This window comes from uncultured Prevotella sp., from assembly GCF_946407605.1.
Classification (GTDB): Bacteria; Bacteroidota; Bacteroidia; order Bacteroidales; family Bacteroidaceae; genus Prevotella.
The window spans coordinates 33,669-56,574 of sequence record NZ_CAMJOS010000004.1; the positions used below are offsets into that span (position 1 = coordinate 33,669).

The following is a 22,906-nucleotide window of genomic DNA, read 5'->3' on the forward strand; positions in this document are numbered from 1 at the left end:
AAAACGCCATTACTTCATGTCGAAGCCCATGCGCAGACCGTCGTAGCTCTTCGACAGTTCGCCAATGGTCTGGAGGGTCTGGTTGCCACTCAGCGCCGACATAGTCTGAAGCAGCGACAGCAGTTTCGACGATTCGAACAGCAGGCCGATACCGTCGGCATTGCGCTTGGCATAGCAGTTCACATTAATCAGAATACCACTCATGGTAATCTTGCTCTGAGCCTCGTCGAAGGTATATCTTCCGCTCCAGTTCTTACCTGCCACCTTTGCAGAGAAAGTACCATCCTGATTGAAGGTCACCTGCGTATTGCTTGATGTGATTCCCACTTTCTGGAAAGAAGGCTGCAGCTTGGTCTTGATCTCAGAAGCCACAATCTCACCACCAGCCTGAGCCAGCAACTGCTCACTGGTGAAGGCACAACCAGGCTTGCTGTAGGTCCAGGTGCCGATAAGTCCCTTCTGAGTCATCTTCGACGTGCCACCCAGCACGCTCTGCAGGATGTTTCCTACTGCTGCGCCAGTATTGGTGGCGGCGTTGGTGCCGTTAGCGGTCTGTCCGCCTGTCAACACATCGGTGAGTACGGCATTACCCAGAGTGTTCATGTTACCGCTTGTTCCGCAGCCGCACAATATCATGACGGCTGCTGTCATAGAGATAAAGATTTTTTTCATTTGCTTGTCTTTTTAAATGTTATTATCGTTGTTTTGTTATTCGCATTACAGGCTATTCGCATAATATACAAACGCAGAAACGGCGAACTTATTGTATGCTAATGAGACAAATGTGAAACCAAATGAAACTAAAAAGCCGATAAAATGGCCTTTTTTGACCATAATGAAACATTTATTATGGAATTCTGATACAAAAGAGGATGGTAATTTGGAAAAAATACACTAATTTTGCACGCTGAATAAAAACCTAATGCCCTCAGATGAACAACAGGGAGATTATAGAGGCGTACTATCGTGACCATCAGAAAGAATTGCTGACCTACACGAGTTCCAGACTGAACAACAGCGTTCTCGCAGAAGACATCGTACAGGATGTGTTCCTCAAACTGCTGTGCAATCCCCAGCCTATCATGGAATGTACGCTGCCTGCCCTGGCACTCACCATTGCGCGCCATCTGATCAACGACTACTACCGTCGCCTGCACTACCGGCTGCTTTTCTCGCAGACGCTGACCAAGAACCCGATGACTGGCGAGCGCGAGGCCGAGCATCTGCTGTCTGTCCATGAGATGACGGCGTTGCTGGAGCGCGGACTGGCCCGTGTGGCAGAGCCCTGCCGCAAGGTGTACAGGCTCCACATCTATAAAGGCATGAAGGTGAGCGATATCTCTCGTGAGCTGAATGACGACTATAAGTCAACGGAGTATCGCCTGGGTATTGCCCGCAAGGAAGTGAGGAAATACCTGCGACACATCTCTTAGTCTATTCCCCAAAATCGAACGACAACTGACCATCGCCCAACAGATTATACGACAGGCGATGATAGGGCGTGGTGCCATATTGACGAATGGCATCGCGATGCTTCTTCGTGGGATAACCCTTGTTCGAGCGCCAGTCGTACTGAGGATACTCGTCGGCCAACTGGTTCATGTAGTCGTCACGATAGGTCTTGGCGAGTATCGAGGCAGCGGCTATCGAGAGGTACTTGCCGTCGCCTTTGACGATAGTGGTGGAAGGGAGGGGGGCGTCGGCGGCGATGCCGTTGACCACAGGACGGTAGGGCTTGAACCTGTTGCCATCGACGATGACGGCCTGCGGACGCACCTTCAACTGGTCCAGGGCCCGATGCATGGCGAGTATCGAGGCGTTGAGGATATTGATTTTGTCAATCTCTTCTGGGGTGACGATGCCCACAGCCCACGCCACCGCATCGCGTTCAATGACCTCGCGCAGCAGGTAGCGTTTCTTCTCCGTCAACTGCTTCGAGTCGTTCAGCAGCTCGTTCTCATAGCCGTCAGGCAGGATGACTGCCGCCGCATATACGCTGCCAGCCAGACATCCTCGCCCAGCCTCGTCGCATCCTGCCTCTATCAGTCCGTCGTAATAATGGTTCAGCAACATAAGTCATTCTATTTGGGTTACAAAAGTACAAAAAAAATGATGATTACCGTCATCTTAGTCTCAAAATCTTTCACCTTTGTATAAAAATTTGGACATTTCCGCAATTTTTCCTATCTTTGCGCTCTGTAAATGCAGCCGTTTGTGCTGCCTGAAAATCAACTTAATATTAACCTAAAAAAACAAGAAAGAGAAATGAAAAAGCTTGTGATGAGTTTTGCTGCGCTGGCAATGATGATGCTCGCAGCTTCGTGTGGAGGAAACAAGAGTGCTAACGCCGAGGCCACTGCCGAGGGCGAGGCAGAAGCCGCTCCTGCCGAGGTAACCTACGAGACCTTCAACGTTGAGAAGTATGGTGTGAGCATCGATGTGCCCCAGGGCATGCGTCGTACTGACGACCCCGTGATGGACAACGGCGCCCTGTGGAGCTTCATTGCTGAGGACGACCCCGAGGACTTTGCCGTCTCTGCCGGCATGGGTATCTCTGTCTACGAGTATTATGAGGAATATACTGACGAGAAGATTCAGAAAGAGTTCGAGTCGATTCCCGAGGAGGCCATCGACAGGAAGATTGACCTGGAGAAGAAAGAATACTCCTATTCTCTCGAAGGCCAATACCTCAACGAGTACAACCGCGTGATGTACAAAGGCAACCTGTGCGTTATAGGCCACGTGACATACTCAGAGAAGCACGCTGACAAGCTGGGTGGCAACATTCGCGACCACATCCTGGGCTCCATGAAGTGGAACTAAGCGTTGCTCAGAACATCTTTGAAACACGGTGGATACCTTCAACGAGGGTGTCCACCTCTTCTTTTGTATTGTAGAGGGCAAACGAGGCACGGACGGTACCTGTGACACCCAGACGGTCCATCAGCGGATGGGCACAATGGTGGCCTGTGCGCACGGCAATGCCCAAGCGGTCGAGCAAGGTTCCCATATCCAAGTGGTGGATGTCGCCCACATTGAAACTGACCACGGCGTCTTTGTTGGCGGCAGTACCGTCAACCACAGGACAAGGGCCATAGATGTGGATGTTGGGAATGGTCTGCATTTGCTCCATGCAATAGCGGGTGAGCTCTGTCTCGTGTGCCTCGATGGAATCGAGGCCTAATGAACAAAGGTAATTGATGGCAGTGGCCAGTCCGTGGGTGGCTACGTAGTCGGGGGTGCCAGCCTCGAACTTAAACGGCAGGCGCTCGAAGGTGGTCTTCTCCCACGTCACCTTGTCAATCATCTCGCCGCCGCCCTGATAGGGAGGCAGCTTCTCCAGCCATTCCTCCTTGCCATAGAGCACGCCGATGCCTGTGGGGCCGTACATCTTATGACCGCTGAAGGCAAAAAAGTCGCAATCCAAATCCTGCACATCGACCTTCATGTGGGGCGTGCTCTGGGCGCCGTCCACCAGCACGGGGATGCCTCGCTCGTGGGCCAGTTTTACTAATTGCTTCACAGGGTTGATGGTGCCCAGCACGTTGCTTACGTGTGCGATGCTCAGCAGCTTGGTGCGCTCCGTCAGGTATGTTGCGACTGAGTCGCAACCAACAAGGAGCCCCTCGTCGGTGATGGGCAGGTGCTTCACCACGATGCCCCTCTTCTCGGCCTGCAATTGCCAGGGCACGATGTTCGAATGGTGCTCCATATCGGTGACCACCACCTCGTCGCCAGCCTTCATCTGACTCTCGCAGAACGAGCTCGCCACCAGGTTGATAGCCTCCGTAGTGCCTCGCGTAAAGACTATCTCCTCCGCCTTCCTGGCATTGATAAAGGCGCGCACCGTCTCGCGAGCCGCCTCGTGCAGATCGGTGGCCTGCTGACTGAGATAGTGAACACCGCGATGCACATTGGCATTCACATTCAGATACTCCTCGCGCATGGCATCGAGCACGCACAGAGGCTTCTGGGTGGTAGCCGCATTGTCCAGATACACCAGCGGCCTACCATATATCTCCCGCTTCAAAATGGGGAAATCATCACGTATTTTCAGAACGTCGTACATACCTTATTCTTAATTTGGCGACAAAGGTACAAAATATTATTAAAAAACTTGGTATTTATCAAAACTATTTTGTATCTTTGCACCCAGACTAAACTCTTAAAACTTTTTGCGTATGAAACATTTAGTACTTGCAATGATGATGGCAACAGCCATGAGCACAACAGCCGTTGCCCAGAACAGAGTAAAGAACATCTATGCCAGCACACCCAAGCTCGACATGGAACTGATGCAGAAGAGCGACCAGACCGTACAGTTGAACCGCTACTTCTTCGCAGGCTACAACACCCTGTGCCTCCCCTTCTCGCTCACAGCCGACCAGATGGCAGCCGCCGCCAAGGACCTCAAGATAGAGCGCTTGGCAGGCATCCAGCAGGAAGGACAGACCCTGAACCTCTACTTCGTGGACTGCACAGCCGACGGCATCCAAGCTGGCGTGCCCTACCTCATCTACTCGCCCACAGCCCAGTATCTGCGCGTGAAGAACAGCGAGGCGCTCAACTTTGACAACGAGCTCAAGGCCGTACGCATGAGCGACAACAACGGCAACACCATCACCTTTGGCAGCGCCTGGGAGAGCATCGAGAAGGTAGGACGTTACGGCATTCCCGCCAAGCAAGACGTCACCCCGCTGCAGGCCATCCTCGTGCGCACCAACGCCGACAAGACCTTCCTCCCCACCCGCTGCGGCTTCTCTTGGGACCAGCAGGCACCCTCTGCCACTGACCTCCAGATTATCCACGCCACCAGCATGGCCGAGGTAACCGCCATCACCACCGCCACTCAGAGCAAGACCTCTGACGGCAACTACTACGACATGCAGGGCCGCAAGGTGAACAAGAACACCAAGGGCCTCCGCATTCAGGACGGTAAGAAGGTGGTGAAGTAAGTAGCCACACCTTTTATAACAATAACAAAGAGGCCCCAGAATTTTCTGAGGTCTCTTTTTTTCTGATAATGTCTTTCAGCTGTAACACTATAACGTGTAACGCTCTATCTCACAAAAACCTTCATCTTATTAATGATATAAACACCTCGAGGTAGACCCTTGAGTGTGGTCACGCTACTCTTTAGAGAAATAAGTCCGTAAGGAGCGGACTCGCAGTCCGTAGTGACGGACTAATATTGGCAAATGATAAGAACTTTATTTCAAAACGACAAATTAAAAAGGGAACCCAGACGGGCTCCCTTTTCTTATTACGAAAAATATCGTAACGACTATTTTCGTAGTCGCCGAAATGCTTATTTTACAAGGACTTTCCTCGTCTTGCCATCGTTGGTGCGGATGATGTTCAGACCGTGTGAGGGCTTGGCGACGGGCTGTCCTGAGAGGTTGTAAACCGTGCGGTTGGCATTGTTGGCGCCAGATGCTATCTCGTGGATGCTCGTCTCGCTGGGGTCTTCTATCTGCCATACGAAGTTTGGCGTCAGGGCGTAGTCGGCCTCTGGGAATCCGTCTCTGTTAGAGTCCATCACGGTCCAGTAGGTGCCAGCTCCCCAGACGAGGGCTACGGCGTTGGTGGCTCTCACGGCATAGCGGTCGCCGTCTTTGTACCACACCTGTCCTTCCCAGTCGCTGCGGGCTTTGGAGTCTTTCATAAGGCCTCCCATGTGGTTAATGTCGCCCGTGGCTTCAGTCATCAGCTTGGGGTTCGAGAACGAGCTGTTCACCTTTCTGCCTGGCGATGCAAACAGGATGGTGGATGACGAGCTCTTTGTCTCTGTGAAGGTGAAGGGCTTGTTGTCGGGGGTCTCGGACAGCAGGCCCTGGCTGTTCAGATAGAACTTCTTGGGACCTTCTGGCGTATCGTACATGGTGTAGATATAGTATTTCGACCTGGCAGGAATGGCCTCGAGGGCATCCAGATATTGCTGTTCCGTCACAGGGCTGTAGTCCTGACCGAAGACGAGGGCGTTGTCCTGTTTTTGCCAGAGGCTGGCATAGTTGTATGGGTATTCGATGTATTGGTTGGTGATGATTGACCACGAGTCTGGCGCGTTGCGTACGGCTGTCATAGCGTAGTAGCCAGCGTATCTGAAGAAGTTCAGTCCCAGCTTGCCGTTGCGCATTTCCATAAAGTTGCAGTACTGGCCCTGATTGGTTCTGGTGAAAACCACCTCTTTCGTAAAGTTCATATCTCCCATTGGCGAGGAGTAGAAATAGCCTTCTATGCCGTAGTCGTAGTAGTCGTCGCCCGAGATGCAGAACACGTACATTTGCTGGGCATCCATATCGAAACTCATACAGGGGCGGCCTGCGTCGCCAATGGCAGTCTCCAGGAAAATCTGGTCGTCAAGAAGGTAGGTTTTCGTCTCTTCGCCCTTCGTCACGTCCAAGGTCAGCGTGCTGAGATAGGCTCGCATACCGTCTGGGTTGGTGTGGATGTGGTATTTGTCGAGCATCTCGCCATAAAGCGAATAGGTGGCGTCGCCTACCGTCTTCGACAGCAGATGCTGGCGGGTGGTCTGGTATTCGGTCATGACCTGCCAGTCGTTGGTAAACCTGTCATAATAATAAGGTATCCAGCCCTTGGCCTTCACGGCGGCTATCTGCTGAGAGGTGCACATGTTGGGGTCGTCGTTGTTTGAAAGTTTGACGAAGAACTTGCTTGATTCCACCGTAGCCATGCTGGCTATCAAGGCATCCATCGACTCGCCCTTGAAGTGATTGGCATAGCAGTAGAGCTCTACCAGCTTCGGGTTGTTCGAAACGTCTAGCGCCGTCAGCTGGTTCATACCGCAGCCAAAATACTCCAGTTCGGGGTTGTGAGACAAGTCAATCGCCGTCAGCTGGTTGTTAGTGACCCACAGGGTGCCCAGCTCGGGGTTATGCGATACGTCGAGCGTCTTCAGTTTGTTGGCGCCACACTCAATATATGCCAGTTTGGTGTTCTTCGTCACATCCAGCGCCGTCAGCTGGTTGTTATAGCATTCCAAGTCAACCAGCTCCGTATTCTTCGATAAGTCCAATGTCCTCAGCGGATTGCCGCTCACCATGAGGTCACGGAGTACTATGTTCTTCGAAACATCCAACGACGTCAGTTTGTTGTTCCAGCACCACAGCTCTGTTAGCGCCGTGTTGTTCGACAAGTCCAGCGTTTTCAGTTGGTTGGCATTACAATACAACAGCGTGAGTTTCGTGTTGTTCGACACATCCAACGTATTCAGAGGATTATAGCCACAGGCCATCTCTTTCAACTCTAAGTTCTTCGACACATCCAATGCTGGCAACTGATTCTCGTCACAATACAAAATCTTTAGCGCTGTGTTGTTCGACACGTCTAACGTCTTCACCTTACAACGTTGACAATACAGCGACTCCAGCGCCGTGAAGAACTCAATACCTTTCAGGCTCTCAATATTAGATTCGCTTACCCAGATGCTTTTTACCTCAGCAATCTCGGCTGGCGTCATCACGCCATCCTGACCGTAACTCTGCTCTAACAGATAAGTACGGAAAACCGCATCAGGAAAGTTCGTCTCGTTAATTTCGATGTCGCCATCGCCTGCTTTTGCCTGAACGAATGCCAGCGCAAAAAATGTCAAAAGTAATAGTTTTTTCATACCGATTAGAATGTTAGTGATTATTTTTATGGCAAAGATAGACAATAATCTACAAATCTCCAAGAAATCAGATGATTTTTTCATCCTCACATTTTAATACTTAGTCGTTTCGGGCATGTCCGCGTGGCTTCCTTGAAAGGCCCCGTGCCATCGCCATGATACTTCACGCTTGTGCGTCACAATACATCAGACGTGGAATTGCCTTTAAAACGGCGAAAGGATATACCTTTACGTTTGTTCGGACGTCATCTTAGAGGATAAAGTGACGGGGATTGAGGGGTAAAGTGACGGGGATTGAGGGGTAAAGTGGCGGGGATTGTGGGTGTAAAGGTCGTAGCCTTCGAAAAAGCAGCGGGCGTGTCTGTAATCAGCAGCGCCCGCTGCTAATATCGGCAGCGGGCGGGGAAATTATCAGCAGCGGGCGCTGCGTACCAAAATTTATACAGGACCCACTCTGCTTCTATACAGAGGAAGAAGGGTCGAGAATGGTGTAGTGCCACGTGCGGCCTTCCTTATAGCGGCGCAGGCGTGGATGCTCCCCCTGGCAGAGGCTGTCGAGATAGCGCTGGGCCGACTTGTTTTTCAGTCCGCTGTAAACCTGGAACGTCTTGATGGTGATGTATCCGTGACACACGCTCTTCCGCAGGGCCTCGTCCATAACCTTCTTGTCGTACATCTGGCTATTGCCCACCCTGCTCTTCCAAAGGCGGAAACCGTGACGGCCACAGTCGGCATCCTTCAAAAACTGCTTGGAGGGGATGAACTCAATACCACCGTATATCACGTCGCGACCCGTCACCTTCTCCGGGTCGGTATGCTCACCCAACAGTTTTATCTTGGGGGCAAACGAACCAAAAGGCGTCTCCACACGCTGGCCCTCACGGAGCCACATGGCGGCAATCTCTTCTAACAGGTAGAAGAAACGCTTCATCTCGCCCTTGCTGGTATGGCGGTATTTATTACAGAAATCATCGATGTCGTCGAGGGTATATTTGTGATCTACGACGGGTTGGGCGTAGAGCAAGGGTTTGCCGTCTTCACCCTTCGTGGGGCGCGGCTGCAGTTCAAAGAGTACTCCGTCAGTCTTACGTGGCATAGTCGTTACGTTTTCTATTGGGTCTACAAAGGTACAACAAATAAATGAGATTCCCATTATAATAGTGAAAAATCACAGAAATCGTGTGACTTTGCACCCGTCTTGCACTTGCTGGTTGACTCTACACGTTACTGTCCTTCCCGATATAGGATTATTTTGTCGCGAGTCTGCAAAACAAGTATTTGGTCCATAGGCCTGAAGTGCTCTATGTTAACTGAGAGTTGGCTCAATGCCTTCTGGTTTGAATCGGATACCCAGTAGGCTTGTTTGTCGAGCTGTTGCATAAAGAGTCTGTTGCGCCAGCGACAAAATACGATATAGTGCTCTTCTGACTTCAGACGCTTCTGAATGTTAAGTTGTTTGTCAATCAGATACACATCGCCATTGGCTACTTGGATTGGCAGGAGGTCGCCGTTGACTGCTATGTTTACGAAACGCTGTCCTTGAGAATCATAGGCGAAAAGCGTGTCGCGCATCACCTGTAATAGTGAGCCTCTTTTTATCTCATCCCAGCGCTTGGCTGCTATGGTGTGACCATCGTTCAGGGAAACGCTGCATAGTGAATCTTCAAAGACTACGTAGGCCAAATCATCACAGACATAAGCGTCCAATGCAACATTTTTGTCTTCTGACAATTGGTTCATAAAGAGCTGATGACCTGTTTGTTTGTCGTAGGAAGCCACGAAGGGCCGTCCTGCCTTGCACAGATTGTTTCCTTTTAAGCCAAACCCCAGGTTTATCATGCAAACCTTATCCTTGTTGTTTGACAACAGGGTGTGAGCGGCACTCTTCGCTGGCAGTTCTGTTTCCCATAGTGGTTGCATCTGCCTGTTCACCTTTGCAATATGTTTTCTGTCAGAGAAATAGAAACAGGTGTCGTCAATCAGTATGTTAGAGTGCAAACCTGAAATGAGTTTGCCTGACGATACGGGCATATACTGACGGTTGAAGCCTGATGCTACGGTTAATCCCAGGGCCGCGAAAGATGAAGCAAAGACACTGCCAATGTCTGTAATGCTGGTTTGAACCTCAAACACATCAATATCGCCCGTGCGCACATCAATACGGCAAAGGTCATTATTTGCCACAACGATATGGGTGGAATCTTCCCAAAGCATCTGCTCCCAGCCGTTGTTTTTCATGGCAGAGGCTCGTGCCGACCATAGTTCCAAGCCTTCTTTGATGCTGTAAGCGCGCAGTATTCCTGAGTCATAAGAATAGCCCAGCACCACCGTTTCATCCTGATTAAAAGCTACGGGTATCAATAATGCATCCCAGCAGGGCAATCCTTTGTAGGGGTCTTTCAGAATCAGCGTGCCTTCCCTTTCCATCAGCACACCCTTGTCCGTATTGTATGCCCAAGAGTCCGAATAGTTGAAGAATTCACTCCATTCCATTTCTTGAGTCCTGAGGGTCAGCAGGCCCATGCTTCCTGTTTTTTTCCAATCTGTATCTTTCTTGTTTCGCTCGCGAAACATCAGCAACAGTCTTTCGCCCTTAGGGTTAGGCTGCACATCATACAGCGTCTTCCCAAAGTCCAGCGTTTCAGCCATGAGGGGCGAGCCGTCTGTCTTCTGTCCTATTGCCTCGTTCTTCGCTATTGGTGTCACTACTTGTGCATAAACCAAGCTGGCTGTAGTCAAGAATAGAAATAATACTGCTTTTCTCATGATATTACCAAACAAATGGATTTTCTTTATCAATAACTATTTGCAGAGCTTGCAGCCATCACACTTGTTGAGCTCGCCGCGGAAGCGCTTTTCTACCAGGTAGTGGAGGCGGTCGCGGAGGGGTTCGAGCTGCATGTGGTCGATGACCTCGTTGATGAAGGCGTTCTGCAGCAGGAGCTTGGCCTCGGAAAGTGAGATGCCTCGCTGTCGCATGTAGAAGAGTGCGGCATCGTTGAGCTGACCTACGGTGGAGCCGTGGGCGCACTTCACGTCGTCGGCATAGATCTCGAGCATGGGCTGAGTGTACATGCGGGCCTCGCGGGTGGCAGTAAGGTTCTGATTGGTCATCTGCGAGGTGGTCTTCTGGGCACCGTGTTCTACCAGCACGCGACCTGCAAAGGCGCCTGTGGCCTTGTCGTCGAGCACGTATTTATAGAGCTCGTTGCTGGTGCAATGGGGCGCTTTGTGGACGATGAGGGTGTTGTTGTCGACGTGCTGCTGCTTGTCGGCGATGACGCAGCCGTAGCATTGGCATTCGGCTCCCTCTCCGCTGAGGGTGAGGTCGAGGCGGTTACGCGTGATGCCGTTGTGCAGGGTGATGACGTTATGGTTTACGCGGCTGTCGCGCTGCTGGTCTATATAGACATTGCTCACGCGTACATTCTTATGATGGGTCTCTTCGAGGCAATACAAATCCAGCGATGCATTCTCGCCTACGAAAGCCTCGATGACCTGCGTGCCGAGAAAGTTGCGGTCGTCGGCAGCGTGGTCGCAAAACAGCATCTTTAATTCTGCTCCCGCCTCGAGGATGATAAGCACGCGGCGGTTGACCATCAGAGAGGCCTCCTGGGAATTAAACGGACTTTTTAGGATGTTGATGACCTGGATGGCACGCTCTACCTTTACGTTCTTGGGCACATAGACGTAGAGGCCGTCCTGCGCCAGCATGGTGTTGAGGTCGGTGGCGGCATCGTTGGCCTTGCCAGCCAGGCGGTTGTAGTAATCGCTGGTGGCAAAGTCCTTGAGCGAGCCCACGACGACACCCTCGGGCAAGTGTCCTTTCTGCTTATCGTCGTGGAAAAACATATCGTTGACCACGAAATAGAGGCTCGTAGAGAGGTTGGGCACATCGCAACGGAAGGCCTTGTAGGGGTCCACGGGGATGTTCAGGCGATTGAGGTTCAGACCATAGTCGGGCTCAAAAAGCTTCTGCATGTCGGTGTACTTATAGCGCTCCACCTTTTTCGAGGGGAAGCCCTGCTTACAGAAGCGCTCAAAGGCCTCGTCGCGAACGGCATTCATCGCCTCGCTGCTGTGGTCGCAAATCATCCCGCGACATTCCTTATAGAGATCAATATATTGCTGCTCAGAACTCGAAGTAATCATAATTTTCAATTCTCAATTCTCAACTCTCAATTAAGATTACTCTTCTCCGATTTCTTCCTTTATCCAGTCGTAGCCGTGCTCCTGAATCTGCACAGCCAGCTCGGGGCCGCCAGTCTTCACGATGCGTCCCTTGTAGAGCACATGCACATACTGGGGCTTGATCATCTCGAGCAGACGGTCGTAGTGGGTGATGACGATGCACGACGACTCTGGGGTCTGCAACTTGTTGACACCCTCGGCCACGATACGCATGGCATCGACGTCGAGGCCAGAGTCGGTCTCGTCGAGGATAGAGAGCTTGGGCTCGAGCATAGCCATCTGGAATATCTCGTTGCGCTTCTTCTCGCCACCGCTGAAGCCCTCGTTCACAGAGCGGTTGGCCAGCTTGGAGTCGAGCTCCACGATCTTGCGCTTCTCGCGCATCAGCTTCAGGAATTCGGCAGCATTCAGCGGCTCCAGGCCCTGATACTTGCGCTTCTCGTTGATGGCGGCCTTCATGAAGTTGGTCATCGACACGCCAGGAATCTCGACAGGATACTGAAACGACAGGAACAAGCCCTCGTGGGCCCTGTCCTCGGGCTTCATCTGCAGCAGGTTCTTGCCGTTGAAAAAAGCTTCGCCCTCAGTCACCTCGTAGAGCGGATTGCCCACAAGGACTGCTGAGAGCGTAGATTTACCTGAGCCGTTGGGGCCCATGATGGCGTGCGTCTCACCGTCGCGAATGGTGAGGTCGATGCCTTTCAATATCTCTTTCTCGCCAATTTTGGCGTGCAGGTTTCGTACTTCTAACATCTTTTTCTTCGTATTTGGGGGGCAAAGGTACGAAAAAAAAACGAAAGTACAAAATTTGCGATAAGACTTATGTCTTAACGAGCATTTTATCTGTTTCTGCCGCCCGAGCTGCTTCCATCGCGATTACCCCACTTCTTGTCGTAGCGGCCTTCGGTGTCGGCCTTTCCGCCAAAGATGTTCAGGCGATAGCGCACATGAAGCATGGCATAGGTGTTGATGCTGTTATAGCGGGTATCGCTGCGCCCTGTGGCGTTGACCCATCGCTCGTAGTTGCTCTGCTGTGCCAGCACGTCGTAGAAGTTGAGGGCCACGATGAGCGACTTGTCCTTGAGGAACATCTTCGACACCTGACCGTTCCAGATGAGCTCGTTGGTGTTCGACGAGGGGTCGTTGAAACCACGGCGGCTGTTCTCGTGCAGGTTGGTGGAGATCTCGAAGTCCATTGGCAGACGCACCATCACCTGTCCGCCATAGCTGAATCGCCATGTGTCAAGGTTGGCATTAGGCTGCAGCTCGTTGCGCGAGTGCTGATAGTTCACGTTGCCGTCGAGGGTCACCTCCAGCCAGTCGTTTCTGAAGCTGATGTTCAGGCGCTGGTTCACGTTGGTGGTGCGCGTGGTGTTCTTCTCGGCATCGGCCTTGGCCTGAGCCACGTAGCTCACATAGTTGTTGTAGCGCAGACGCGTGTCGGAGCCCACATTCCAATGGGCGGCGCTGTCGATGGCGGTATTGAAGTTGAAGCCGCCGTCGGCATTCCAGTTGCCGTTGATATTCTCTGGGCGCGACTCGCTACCACCAGTCGCAGCATTATAGCGCACCAGGTTCGAAATGCTGTTACGGATATGGCGGTAGTTACCATAGAGCACTATCGAGCGCTTGTATTTCGAGATGTAGTTCTTGTAGTAGACGTTGAGCGAGTTGGTGAACTGCGGCTTCAGTCCTGGGTTACCCTCGGTGATATAGAGGGGGTTGGAGTCGTCCCTGATGGCCAGCAGCTGGGTAATCTCAGGCTGGCGTGTGTCGCCTCGATAGTGGAACCAGATGTCGTGCTGGTCGCTGAACTTATAGTGGAAGTCGAGTGTTGGTGTCACGTTGGTCACATTGCGGATGGTGTCCACATAGATGCCGCGATAGTCCTGAATGAAGTTGGAGTGCTGCGGCTGCACCAGCACACCCACGTTATAGTCGTACTCCTCCTGATAGTGGCGCAGCGTCAGGCGGATGTTGTGGGTGTAGTTCTTATACTCAGAATAGCGACTGAGGTTGGGGTCGAGATAGGGGTCGAGGGGCTCAAGGGTGCCGAGCCAGGGGTCCCACTCACGATAATCGGGGGCTATGCCAGAGAAGGGGTTCTGGGCCATGCGGCTGAACTCATAGGTCTGGCGGTCGCTCTTGTTCTGATTATAGCGCAGCTCGTAGTTGGCCTGCAGGTGGGCACCTTCCCACAGCGGCTCACTATAGGTGACGCTGGTCACATAGCCCTTGTTGTCGCTGGGCGTGGTGTTATAGCGGGCCGTGAAATAGGTAGAGTCCTGACCTGCCTGATTCTTTACACGATAGAGGTGCACATCGTTGTTCGACGTGTTGCGGTTCTCGCTGTCGCCAATAGAGCCCTCGAAACGCACGGTGATGTTGCGGCCCCTGGCATTGAGGCGGCGATAGAGTTGCAGCATACCCCACGCATTCTTGTTCTCGCCATAGCTCAGACTGGCACTCTGATTGTGGTTGACAAGGGATGGGGCTAATTGGTCTAACGAGGCTAATGGGTTATCGACAGAGAGATAGGGGTCGGCATCGAAGGTGGCGCTGGCCGAGGTCGAGATACCGTCGTTGGTGCCGTAGCTGCCGTTGGCGCGGAACAGGATATTGGTCAGCGAGTCAGGCTTCCACTCAAAGCGCACGTTACCATTCCAGTTGTTGCTGCGACTGAGGCTCCTCGATTGGCTGTTGGAGAAGGTGCGGTAGTCCTGACTATAGAAGTTCTCGCTGGAGTTCTCGTTCTCGTTGTCGCCTCCACGATGGTTCCAGCGCACGCTGGCGTCAATCTTCAGCTTCTCGCCGTCGTCGTAGTTCAGGTTCGTACCCAGCATCTTACGGGAGTTCAGACCACGACGGTTCCACCAACCGGCATTCTCTTCCTTGTTGTTGAAGTTGCCCATCAGCACAAAGCGCATATTATCGGTAAAGCTGCTACCCATGCCGCGCGAGGCGTAGCGATGCTCAGTACCGCCAGCAATATCGAGGTTGGTCATATAGCCGCGATTCATACCTTTCTTAATGGTGAAGTCGAGCACGGTCTCCTTGTTGCCGTCCTCAATACCCGTGATGCGGGCCTGGTCGCTCTGCTGGTCGTAGAACTTCACATTCTGGATGATGCTCACAGGCAGGTTCTTCAGCGCCGTCTCCACATCGCCCAGCATAAACTCCTTACCGTCGATCAGAATCTTCTGAATGGCCTTGCCGTTGACGGTGATATTACCGTCTTCATCGACTTCGGCACCAGGCATGCGCTTGATGAGCTCCTCGATGGGCGAGCCCTCTGGCGTGCGGAAGGCATCGGGGTTATAAACCAACGTGTCTTTCTTCACCATCACCTGAGCTGCACGACCTGTAACTACCGCTTCTTTCAGCAGCACGGCGTCTGTCGACATCATCAGCGTTCCTAAGTCCTGACTCTGGTTGCGACGCAGCGTCACCTCGCGCTCAATAGGCTGAAAACCCACCGATGATATCTTGATGCGGAAAATGCCGTTGCCTGGAGCCTCCACGGAGAAATTACCGCGAAGGTCGGTTACGGAGCCACCCACGAAGGTGGAGTCACGCTGACGGAACAGTTGCACGCTGGCCTGTACCATAGGCTCGCGCAGCTCTGCATCAATCACCTGACCACTAATGGTCTGTTGTCTGTCATCTTCTTGTGCCTGTGCGCCGAGCGTCGTCAGCAGCAAGGTCATCAGTAATATCGTAAATCGTTTCATCATTGTCGCTTAATCGTCCTAATCATGGAAAAGCCACCCGCCTCATCGGTCAAGTGGCTCCTCGTTTTTATAGTTATAACGTCTCTTGTGTTGGTTAAGACATTGCAAAGATAGTCATTTTCAGCAGACTATCAAGGAGTTTCGTACGAAAAACCTGCGCAACGCATTGCGCGTTTTCTCCTTACAATGTCGTCACTACTTTCTCAAGAACGTTGTCAGCACTCGAAGGGCCTACCATAAACAAATACTCTCCTCGCTGGAAACGCATGGTATTGCTTTGTGCATCCCAGCTCTCCAACTGTTTCTTGGGCAGAGAAATGCTCACGGTTCGACTCTCACCTGCCTTGAGACTCACCTGCTGGTAGGCGCAGAGGGTCTTTTGCGGACCTTCCTTATCAGCTGTGCGACGATAATAAACCTGTGCGGTCTCTATGCCATCCACGCTGCCTGTATTCTTCACCGTAAGGGTAAGGGTGACGTTATCGCCATTCACCTTGACGCTGGGCTTCGAGAACGAGAATGTGGTGTAGCTCAGGCCGTAGCCAAAGGGGAACAAGGGCTCGCCAGTGAAGTAGCGGTAGGTGCGATTCTTCATGGTGTAATCAAGGAAATCGGGCAGGTCGTCGGTGCTGCGGTAGAAGGTCACAGGCAACTTGCCGCTGGGGTTATAGCGGCCTGTGAGCACGTCGGCCAAGGCCAAACCGCCCTGTTCGCCGTCATACCACCATTGCAGGATAGCGTCGCAGGTCTCCAGTTCGGGTGTCAACGCCACAGCGCCACCAGAGCAGTTGACAAACACCACCTTCTTGCCTGCCTCGTGCAACCAATGCAGCACGTCGCGCTGGGCCTGCGGCAACTCAATACTGGTGCGGTCGCCACCACGGAAGCCTGGCTCGCTGACGCGCATCTCCTCACCCTCCAAACGGGGTGAGATACCTCCTATGAAGACAATGGTCTCTGCATCGCCCACCTGTGCCAGCAACTCCTGAGGCGTGGGTACAGCCTTATGCTGGATATCGAAGTTCAGGGCACCATAGCCTGTCTCCTGCACATAATCTATCTGTACGCGATAGTGCTCGCCTGCCTTCACGGTAATTTCCTTTTGGGCGTTCTGAATACGCTGACGGGCCTGCCACAGGTTGACGATGGTGTCGCCATTAACCAGCAGGCGAATCTTATCGTCGCCGCCAATGGTGAAGATAAGGGTTTCGTCACGCGTGGGAATGAGCGTAGCGTCGAGACGGGCAGAGAAGTTCTCGAGATTCACACCAGGAGCAAAGACGGTATTGCCACCATTGCTTAGCTTCACAGGCTCGGTCAAAGTGACGGTGGTAACAGGTGTTCCCGTCATATCGGTATTGTTATAGTAAACAGCCTGCATGCCAGCATTGCCCAACGGAGCTTTCAGCTCGCCAAAGCGGCTCTCAATACTCTCGTTGCGAGTCAGACCACAGCCCAGCAAATAGGGCACATTGCCCAGCTGCTGGCGGATGCCCTCAAGGGCGGTTACGGTCTTAGTAGGATAGCCTGCATAGTTGCCCCATTGCATCACGGAGTCATTCGCATTAGGTCCCATCACCAAAACCTTCGGCGTTGTCCCCCCAATAGGCAGCACGCCATTATTCTTCAGCAACACAATGCTCTTGCGGGCCATATCGAGGGCCAGCTGCTTGTGTTCTTTCGAGGCTACTGACGATGACGGAATCTTGGTCCACGAAACACGCTCATCACTATCGAAATCGCCCACTTCCATACGGGCAATAAGAAGTCGGCGCAGAGAGCGGTCGAGGTCAGACTCCTTGATATCACCACGCTGCACAGCCTCGGGCAAATGACGATACTCTGAACCACACTCCACATCGGTACCTGCCAGCACAGCCTGAGCAGAAGCCTCTGGACTGTCCTTAGCGGTATTGTGCCAACGAGGCAGGAAGTCGCGAATGGCACCACAGTCGCTGGTTATCAAGCCCTTGAAGCCCCATTCTTCGCGAAGTATCTGCTGTTCGTAGCGGGTCTGACTGCAACAAGGCTGACCGTCGATGCGCTGATAGGCACACATCACCTCGGCCACCTCGCCCTGCTGCACCAAAGCCTTGAAGGCTGGCAGATAGGTCTCCCAGAGGTCGCGCTCGGGCAGGTTCTCTACATCGAAGGTATGGCGGTTCCATTCTGGTCCGCTATGCACGGCAAAGTGCTTGGCACAGGCCAGCAGCTTCTTATAGTTGCTCAGCGGCTTACCATCGTAGCTGTAGCCTTGCAGGCCACGCACCACAGCAAGACCCATCTTCGACGTCAGGAAGGGGTCTTCGCCATAGGTCTCCTGTCCTCTACCCCAACGCGGGTCGCGGAAGATGTTGATATTGGGTGTCCAGAACGACAGACTCTGATAGCGGCGGATGTTTCCTGACTGCTTAGCCTGCTGCGCCTTTACGCGAGCCTCATCGCTGACTGCCGTGAAGACCTGATGCAACAAGGCATCATCCCACGAAGCAGCCATTGCCATCGTAATGGGGAACACGGTGGCATAACCATTGCGACCCACACCATGAAGGGCTTCGTTCCACCATTGGAACTGCGGTATCTGCAAACGGTCGATGGCAGGCGAGGTGTCCATCATTAGCCTGACTTTCTCTTCCAGCGTCAAGCGCTTCAACAAATCATCGGCACGCTGCTCGGCTGTGAGCTGCGGATTCTGATAAGGCAATGTCTGAGCCGAGAGCGGCAGCATGACAGCCAATAAAAACATCAATGTAATTTGTCGTTTCATCTTAATAAATGAGTTAAGTCCTTTCTGTTGCAAAGTTACGATTTATTACCGAGATAATTACCAAAGAGCTGCTATTATTAACTTTTATTGAGGTCTGTCAGCCCTTCACAAAACCTTTTGAGCGCCATTTGCCTGACCGCCAGCGGCGAACGAGGATGACACCACGGATATTCTCGTCGAGAGCAAAGCCCACCCACATGCCTACAAGACCGAGGCCTAACGGGATGCCGATAACATAGCTCACGCCCACGGCGACGCTCCACTGGAATATGACACCAACGACGAAGGGATAGACAGTATCGCCCGTCGCCCTTAGCGTACTGCCGGCAAAGATATTGGCCGTTCGTCCCACTTCGAGAAAGATATCGACCACCAGCACCCAAACGCCCATCTCTATGATCTCCGCATTATCGGTAAAGGCAGTGAGAATGCTTTCGCCCGTCAGCGCAAGCAGGATGGAACCGCTAATGGTGATTATCATCGACCAGCGGAAGAAATAGTTGCCCAAGACGTAAGCCGCCTGATGTCGCTGCTGTCCCACAAGGTGTCCTACGAGGATGTCGCCACCCTGCGTAATGCTTAAACAGAACAGATAGACAAACATGATTACATTGTGACAATACGTCCTCGCCGCCAGCGCCTCGTTGCTAATCTGATTGATAAAAAAGGTGATGACTACCTGCGAGAGGCAATAGCTGATATTCTCGCTCATGGCGGGAATGCCTATATAAAAGAGGTTGCGCAGTTCCTGCCAAGGCATTGGACGGAAGTAGTGCAGCGGAAACTTGGGAATATGTTTCCTGAAATGAATGATGGCCAACAGCACCATAGCGATGGCACGACTGGTGGCAGTGGCAATAGCTGCTCCCTCGACGCCCAGCTGCGGACAGCCCCAATGACCAAAGATCAAGGCATAGTTACCAATGATGTTGAGTACGTTGACAATGCCTGTCACCACCATAGGATAGACCACCTTGTCGGCACTTCGCAGCGAGGCAGAGAACGTAAGCGACAGCGCCTGGAAGAACGACAACGCTCCCGTCAGACGAAGATAGACAAGACCATCGCCCATCAGTTCTGGGCGCAAACCCATGAGTTGTAGCAGTCCTTCGGCATAGAAGAACAGCAGAGCACTGACCGCCAATCCTAACACGAGGTTGACGGTCAGCGCCATGCCTACCACCTGAATAAGTCGTTTCCTCAGTCCTGCTCCGATGTACTGCGCACAAAGGATGGCAGCACCCATCGAGAAGAACTGATAGACAAGGAAAACAAGCGAGATGAGTTGATTGTCTAGTCCCACCGCCGCCACACTATTGTCGCTATAGCGGCTCAGCATCACCGTATCGACAGCCCCCAGCATCATGACGAGGGCCATCTCGATGAACACCGGGATGGTGAGAACCTTCAGCTGGCGTTTCAGGGTCATCCGCGAGCCAGCCTATAGATGGCCTCGATGTCTTCAGCCTTTAACACCTTGAATCCGCCACAGGTCGCTTTATAGTCGCGGCTGCACTTGCGAGTCATCTCCTTGATTTCAGCATCGGTGACGTCCTTGCCAATGAGTTCCTTGATATTGATGGGCATGCCGATGGCATGATAGAAGCGCTCCATAGCCTCGATACCCTTCAAAGCTGTGGCCTCGGGGTCGGTGAAGTCGTTGGGCACATCCAGCACGTTGACGGCGAAACGTACAAAGCGACTCAGACGCTGAGCATGGATGGCCTCACCATCGGTGCGGTCAGCTAATACGTAGCGCGCCCAACTGGGCCAGATGGCAGCAAGACCAGCACCATGAGTCACATCGAACATGCCGCTGAGCTCGTGCTCTATCTGGTGGGTGGCCCAGTCTTCATCAACACCACAGCCAGTCAAGCCGTTGTGCATCAGCGAGCCGCCCCACATAATCTGGGCACGATAGCGATAATCTTGAGGATTCTTCAGCACAGCGAAGACTGCGTTCTTAATGCTGCGCAGCATAGCCTCAGCCATATCGGTAGTGAAGTCCATATCACCGTCGAGCGTAAAGTAGCGCTCCATCGTGTGCATCATCATATCGGTCACACCAGCAGCGGTCTGATAAGCAGGCAGCGTCATGGTGCGCTTGGGGTTCATGATGGCGAACTTGGGACGAGAGAGATTGTTAGAGTAGCCCAGCTTCACGTCGCCATCCTCATTGGTGATAACACTCGACTCACTCATCTCACTACCAGCGGCAGGAATGGTCAGCACAGCAGCAACGGGCAACATCTTCTCTGGTTTTACCTTGCCAAGATAGACATCCCACACATTGCCGTCCAAAGGCACACCATAGGCAATACACTTGGCCGAGTCGATGACGCTACCGCCACCCACGGCAAGGATAAAGTCGATACCTTCCTTGCGGCAAAGCGCAATGCCCTCCTGTGCCAACGACAGACGGGGATTGGGCACCACGCCGCCAAGCTTGACGTAAGCAACACCACCCTCGTCAAGCAGACCGCAAATCTTGTCGAGCAGGCCTGACTTGATGGCACTCTGTCCACCATAATGTACCAGCACCTTCGTGCCACCATATTTCTTTACCAAAGCAGCTACCTGCTCTTCACTCTGTTCACCAAATACCACCTCTGTGGGTGCATAGAAATTAAAATCCTTCATAGTTAATATTGTTTAGTTAGTTTTTCCTATTTCCCACTCGTCACGCCAGCGCACCACAGGCTTACCGTCTTCAAACTCGATGGGCAGCCAGATATAGCGGGCATCGCGAGGATGGTTAGGCCGCCAGATATCGGCCATGAAGATGTATTGACCGTTAACGGGCAATACAAACGTGGACTGACCATTGAAGGTTTTCTCAGCAAGCGGACCACGGCAAGGATTGGGGTGCTGCGTCCAAGGGCCCCAGATGCTGGGAGCGGAGAACATACGAGCCTCATTGGGTGCCCAGCCTGTGCAGCCAGAGGTAATCATCCAGTAGGTACCGTCGTGCTTGAAGATGGCAGGCGCCTCATTCTGTCCACCAGGAGCCACACGGGTATATCGACCTGTATGGTGTAGGTAGTCGCCTGTCAGTTCTGCGATATGCAACGTGAAGTTCTCCTCTGACGAGAAGATATGATAGGCCTTACCATCATCATCAACGAAGAGGGTCATGTCGCGCGCCATCTGACCAGTACCGTAGTCGCGCTTCAGATACTCATCGAAATTCATGGGCGAACCTTCTATAGGCCATGTGCCGGCATTGGCTCTTGAGGAATAGAGGAACTTATATGGGCCTTCAGGTCTGTCGGCCACAGCCACACCATAGCGGGCGGCATTATAACCCTGACCCTTCAGTTCTAAGTGGAACCACATGCAGAATTTCTTGGTCACAGGATTATAGATGACCTTTGGACGCTCCAAGATGCAGCCTCGCTCGATGTCAGAGTCAGTTGTTGCTCCGCGTCTCCTGGCATTACGTCCATTGCCTTGTCCTGGTGCGGGCTCTGTCACACTCAGCGCCACGCCGCAGTTGCGCCAGTTCATCAAATCCTTCGAGGCGTAGCACATCACACCTACCATCGCATCGCTGGTGCGGTCGTCCTTATGTTCGCCAAACCAATAATAGGTGTCTTCGTATTTCATGATGCCTCCACCGTGGGCATTGATGTGGCGTCCGCCGTCATCGTACCACAGTTCACCAGAACGGATGGCCTGTTTCTTCTGCTGCTGTTCATTCCAATACTGCTCCAATCGTTTTGCCTCAGCCTTGGTGATATGAATCACTGAGCCGTGCTTGGGCGACACGAAGTTAGTCATCTTCATCTTTCCCTCGCCAAAGCGGCCCAGCGGTGTGAAGGTTTTGAAGTCAGAGGTCTCCACAAAGCCGAAGTTGTTGGGCTGGACGCTATAGATGTCGTACATGATGACCCATTTGTTCTCGCCAATGCGCTTCCATACGTTGGGAGCCTCGCAGCCCGAGCGCTCTGTGTCTATTTGCTCAGCGTGGTAGTCGTCGAAGTGATTAATCTTGTCGCTAATCATATACTTGATGCCGCCAGGATTTTCCTGTGACACATAGGTCATGAAGTAGCGACCGTCTGGCATCAGACAGATATCTGCATCGAGTACTTGAATGGTGGTATCAGGATACTCGAAAAGCAACTGGGGTTCAGTCTCCAGAGTAGTAAAAGCCTCGTCGGCATAGCTGTAATAGAGTTTGGTGCGACCGCCTGCCTGCTGACGGATAGTGAAATAGACCATAGGCTTTCCCACCTCGGGGTCCCAGATGGTCTGAGGCGCCCAAGCACATCCTATCTCTCCAAATGTTTTCGGGAAGAGCTTGTCAATACGAGCCACATGGTGCGTCCAGTGAATCAGGTCGTCAGAGGCCATCAGGACCAGTCCGCGGTTGTTGCCCCATCCATACGCTTCAGGACGCTCCCATTGCGTAGTACGGATACCTTTCTGCTTGCCGAAGATGTGAAGGTCCGTCATAGCAATATAGAACTTGCCGTTCGGCGCACGATAGATATGCGGATCGCGTATGCCGTGCTGCTCGGCTATCGAGTCGCCCGAAATAATCGGCTCGGCGTTGTTCACTGCCGTAAACGTATAGCCGTCGTA

Annotated in this window: 16 protein-coding genes; 3 read left to right on the forward strand and 13 right to left on the reverse strand. The window is 52.6% G+C overall.

The annotated features are described in order from the left end of the window. Window positions 1-9: 9 nt before the first annotated feature. Window positions 10-672 (reverse strand): DUF4923 family protein, encoded by a 663-nt coding sequence (locus Q0R57_RS03050; RefSeq protein WP_294743793.1) that lies wholly within the window; start codon window positions 670-672, stop codon window positions 10-12. A 260-nt stretch (window positions 673-932) separates the two neighbouring features. Here Q0R57_RS03050 and Q0R57_RS03055 point away from each other — a divergent pair, with 260 nt between their 5' ends. Next, window positions 933-1,433, forward strand: a complete 501-nt coding sequence (locus Q0R57_RS03055; RefSeq protein ID WP_294743795.1) for a sigma factor — start codon at window positions 933-935, stop codon at window positions 1,431-1,433. A gap of 1 nt (window position 1,434) precedes the next feature. Here the strand turns inward: Q0R57_RS03055 and Q0R57_RS03060 are convergent, their stop codons facing one another. Then, on the reverse strand, window positions 1,435-2,073 hold the full coding sequence (locus Q0R57_RS03060; RefSeq protein WP_294743796.1) for a ribonuclease HII: 639 nt from the start codon (window positions 2,071-2,073) through the stop codon (window positions 1,435-1,437). 192 nt (window positions 2,074-2,265) lie between these two features. On the opposite strand from Q0R57_RS03060, the gene Q0R57_RS03065 reads away from it, so the two are divergent. Further along, window positions 2,266-2,823, forward strand: coding sequence for a hypothetical protein (locus Q0R57_RS03065; protein WP_294743797.1), 558 nt, complete (start codon window positions 2,266-2,268; stop codon window positions 2,821-2,823). 7 nt (window positions 2,824-2,830) lie between these two features. On the opposite strand, the gene Q0R57_RS03070 is transcribed toward Q0R57_RS03065, so the two are convergent. Beyond that, the gene (locus Q0R57_RS03070) at window positions 2,831-4,069 is read right to left on the reverse strand and encodes a cysteine desulfurase (protein ID WP_294743798.1); all 1,239 of its coding nucleotides are present in this window, start codon (window positions 4,067-4,069) and stop codon (window positions 2,831-2,833) included. Between the two features lie 112 nt (window positions 4,070-4,181). On the opposite strand from Q0R57_RS03070, the gene Q0R57_RS03075 reads away from it, so the two are divergent. Beyond that, window positions 4,182-4,955: a hypothetical protein gene (locus tag Q0R57_RS03075; RefSeq protein ID WP_294743799.1), complete on the forward strand. Its 774-nt coding sequence runs from the start codon at window positions 4,182-4,184 to the stop codon at window positions 4,953-4,955. A 353-nt stretch (window positions 4,956-5,308) separates the two neighbouring features. On the opposite strand, the gene Q0R57_RS03080 is transcribed toward Q0R57_RS03075, so the two are convergent. From Q0R57_RS03080 to Q0R57_RS03125, 10 genes are all read right to left on the reverse strand, one after another. Continuing rightward, the gene (locus Q0R57_RS03080; protein WP_294743801.1) at window positions 5,309-7,630 is read right to left on the reverse strand and encodes a hypothetical protein; all 2,322 of its coding nucleotides are present in this window, start codon (window positions 7,628-7,630) and stop codon (window positions 5,309-5,311) included. Between the two features lie 460 nt (window positions 7,631-8,090). Next, complete coding sequence (locus Q0R57_RS03085) at window positions 8,091-8,726, reverse strand: hypothetical protein (protein ID WP_294743804.1); 636 nt, start codon at window positions 8,724-8,726, stop codon at window positions 8,091-8,093. A gap of 128 nt (window positions 8,727-8,854) precedes the next feature. Further along, window positions 8,855-10,396 (reverse strand): hypothetical protein, encoded by a 1,542-nt coding sequence (locus Q0R57_RS03090; protein ID WP_294743806.1) that lies wholly within the window; start codon window positions 10,394-10,396, stop codon window positions 8,855-8,857. A 36-nt stretch (window positions 10,397-10,432) separates the two neighbouring features. Then, on the reverse strand, window positions 10,433-11,782 hold the full coding sequence (sufD, locus tag Q0R57_RS03095; protein WP_294743807.1) for a Fe-S cluster assembly protein SufD: 1,350 nt from the start codon (window positions 11,780-11,782) through the stop codon (window positions 10,433-10,435). Between the two features lie 36 nt (window positions 11,783-11,818). Continuing rightward, a complete protein-coding gene (sufC, locus tag Q0R57_RS03100; RefSeq protein WP_294743809.1) occupies window positions 11,819-12,574 on the reverse strand; it encodes a Fe-S cluster assembly ATPase SufC in 756 nt (251 codons plus the stop codon). 86 nt (window positions 12,575-12,660) lie between these two features. Beyond that, on the reverse strand, window positions 12,661-15,555 hold the full coding sequence (locus tag Q0R57_RS03105) for a TonB-dependent receptor (protein ID WP_294743811.1): 2,895 nt from the start codon (window positions 15,553-15,555) through the stop codon (window positions 12,661-12,663). A gap of 178 nt (window positions 15,556-15,733) precedes the next feature. Further along, window positions 15,734-18,319, reverse strand: a complete 2,586-nt coding sequence (locus Q0R57_RS03110; protein WP_294743813.1) for a glycoside hydrolase family 3 C-terminal domain-containing protein — start codon at window positions 18,317-18,319, stop codon at window positions 15,734-15,736. A 97-nt stretch (window positions 18,320-18,416) separates the two neighbouring features. Beyond that, window positions 18,417-19,748, reverse strand: coding sequence for an MATE family efflux transporter (locus Q0R57_RS03115; RefSeq protein ID WP_294743815.1), 1,332 nt, complete (start codon window positions 19,746-19,748; stop codon window positions 18,417-18,419). Then, on the reverse strand, window positions 19,745-20,959 hold the full coding sequence (locus tag Q0R57_RS03120) for an iron-containing alcohol dehydrogenase (protein WP_294743817.1): 1,215 nt from the start codon (window positions 20,957-20,959) through the stop codon (window positions 19,745-19,747). The genes Q0R57_RS03115 and Q0R57_RS03120 overlap by 4 nt, the downstream gene beginning before the upstream one ends. Window positions 20,960-20,971: 12 nt before the next feature. Beyond that, window positions 20,972-22,033 (reverse strand): glycoside hydrolase family 43 protein, encoded by a 1,062-nt coding sequence (locus tag Q0R57_RS03125; protein WP_294744003.1) that lies wholly within the window; start codon window positions 22,031-22,033, stop codon window positions 20,972-20,974. Between the last annotated feature and the right edge of the window lie 873 nt (window positions 22,034-22,906).

What these genes read in the sequence shown, in the direction of transcription:
- Q0R57_RS03050 (WP_294743793.1), bottom strand. Translation starts at nt 672, where the DNA reads ATGAAAAAAATCTTTATCTCTATGACAGCAGCCGTCATGATATTGTGC.
- Q0R57_RS03055 (WP_294743795.1), top strand. Translation starts at nt 933, where the DNA reads ATGAACAACAGGGAGATTATAGAGGCGTACTATCGTGACCATCAGAAA.
- Q0R57_RS03060 (WP_294743796.1), bottom strand. Translation starts at nt 2,073, where the DNA reads ATGTTGCTGAACCATTATTACGACGGACTGATAGAGGCAGGATGCGAC.
- Q0R57_RS03065 (WP_294743797.1), top strand. Translation starts at nt 2,266, where the DNA reads ATGAAAAAGCTTGTGATGAGTTTTGCTGCGCTGGCAATGATGATGCTC.
- Q0R57_RS03070 (WP_294743798.1), bottom strand. Translation starts at nt 4,069, where the DNA reads ATGTACGACGTTCTGAAAATACGTGATGATTTCCCCATTTTGAAGCGG.
- Q0R57_RS03075 (WP_294743799.1), top strand. Translation starts at nt 4,182, where the DNA reads ATGAAACATTTAGTACTTGCAATGATGATGGCAACAGCCATGAGCACA.
- Q0R57_RS03080 (WP_294743801.1), bottom strand. Translation starts at nt 7,630, where the DNA reads ATGAAAAAACTATTACTTTTGACATTTTTTGCGCTGGCATTCGTTCAG.
- Q0R57_RS03085 (WP_294743804.1), bottom strand. Translation starts at nt 8,726, where the DNA reads ATGCCACGTAAGACTGACGGAGTACTCTTTGAACTGCAGCCGCGCCCC.
- Q0R57_RS03090 (WP_294743806.1), bottom strand. Translation starts at nt 10,396, where the DNA reads ATGAGAAAAGCAGTATTATTTCTATTCTTGACTACAGCCAGCTTGGTT.
- sufD (WP_294743807.1), bottom strand. Translation starts at nt 11,782, where the DNA reads ATGATTACTTCGAGTTCTGAGCAGCAATATATTGATCTCTATAAGGAA.
- sufC (WP_294743809.1), bottom strand. Translation starts at nt 12,574, where the DNA reads ATGTTAGAAGTACGAAACCTGCACGCCAAAATTGGCGAGAAAGAGATA.
- Q0R57_RS03105 (WP_294743811.1), bottom strand. Translation starts at nt 15,555, where the DNA reads ATGATGAAACGATTTACGATATTACTGATGACCTTGCTGCTGACGACG.
- Q0R57_RS03110 (WP_294743813.1), bottom strand. Translation starts at nt 18,319, where the DNA reads ATGAAACGACAAATTACATTGATGTTTTTATTGGCTGTCATGCTGCCG.
- Q0R57_RS03115 (WP_294743815.1), bottom strand. Translation starts at nt 19,748, where the DNA reads ATGACCCTGAAACGCCAGCTGAAGGTTCTCACCATCCCGGTGTTCATC.
- Q0R57_RS03120 (WP_294743817.1), bottom strand. Translation starts at nt 20,959, where the DNA reads ATGAAGGATTTTAATTTCTATGCACCCACAGAGGTGGTATTTGGTGAA.